Source organism: Corynebacterium tuberculostearicum (assembly GCF_032821615.1).
Lineage (GTDB): Bacteria > Actinomycetota > Actinomycetes > Mycobacteriales > Mycobacteriaceae > Corynebacterium > Corynebacterium tuberculostearicum_H.
Map to the genome: position 1 here is coordinate 1 of NZ_JAVBIF010000050.1, position 1,162 is coordinate 1,162.

1 protein-coding gene is annotated in these 1,162 nt (G+C 52.8%); it reads right to left on the minus strand.

Annotated features, from left to right (window positions below; all coding sequences use genetic code 11):
• Positions 1 to 38: 38 nt before the first annotated feature.
• A protein-coding gene (locus RAE09_RS11825) for an IS3 family transposase (protein ID WP_394372012.1) occupies positions 39 to 1,162 on the minus strand; the annotation gives its coding sequence in 2 pieces (ribosomal slippage) (positions 39 to 949 and positions 949 to 1,162; 1,125 coding nt annotated over the 2 pieces). This gene is flagged as partial in the annotation.

Consider the following 1,162-nt stretch of genomic DNA (forward strand, 5'->3'; position numbering starts at 1 on the left):
GGGCCTGGCCCCCGGAAAGTAGACACGTCGGGGGTTAGCTATGCTGCTTGGGTCAGTGTAGCTGAATTAAGCGCCTCGAAGTCATCGGGGGCTAGAAGGTTGCACCAGGAGTGCCGTCTGCGCGTGTTGTAGCGCATGCACCATCGGAAGACTTCCTGGCGGCAGCTGATTGGACTTTCAAAGAGTTTCCTATCACGCAGTACTTCACGCTTTAAGGTGGCGTTAAAGGATTCTGCTAGGGCATTATCGGCACTCGTTCCCACTGCTCCCATGGATTGACGCACACCAAGCTGAGCGCAGTGGTCCCTAAATGCCTGTGAGGTGTACACACTGCCGTGATCGGAATGGAAAATTGCCCCTTTAAGGCTTCCGCGGACCTTTCTGGCATGAGACAAAGCTTCGATAACCAGCGATACCCGCATGTGATCGGCGAGTGCATGACCGACAAGTTTGCGAGAGTAGACGTCGATGACCGTGGCAAGGTACATGTTTTTGCCACCCTTACACGGCAGGTACGTAATGTCGCCAACATAGACGTGGTTTGGCCTGTCAGCGGTGAATTTGCGGCCCACTAAATCTGGCATGACGCGGTGACCAGGCTTACGCCTGGTAGTGACACATCGGCGGCGCTTGGTAAAGCCTTTAAGCCCCATGGATTTCATGATGCGTGCGACCTTCTTGTGATTGATCGGGCCGAAATCCGTATCACTGTTGAGGCTCGCAGCGATGCGTTTAGCACCATAAAGCCCGTGCTCATCATCAAAAGTGGTCTTGATTTTTGCACCAATAAGGGCATCGGAACACATCTTTAACCTGCGTTTTTCGCGGGTTTGCACCCACTTATAAAACGAGGAGCGATTGAGCTTTAACACGTGGCACATCCGCTTAACCGAGTACTCGGTTCGGTGGTCATAGACAAACTGGAAGCGGATTACCAGCGTGTCTCTTCGGCAAAATATTTCGCGGCCTTGCGCAGGATGTCGCGTTCTTCACGCAGCTTTGCGTTTTCGTTTTCTAGCTGGCGGATCCGCTCAGAATCAGTCGTCGCCTGAGCTTTATCACGCATGTTTTTCGAGTGGGCACGTTTGCCGGTGCCGTACTGCTTAAGCCAGGAATAAAGTGAAGAACGATTGATTCCTAGCTCTGCTGAAGCCGTGTGAAG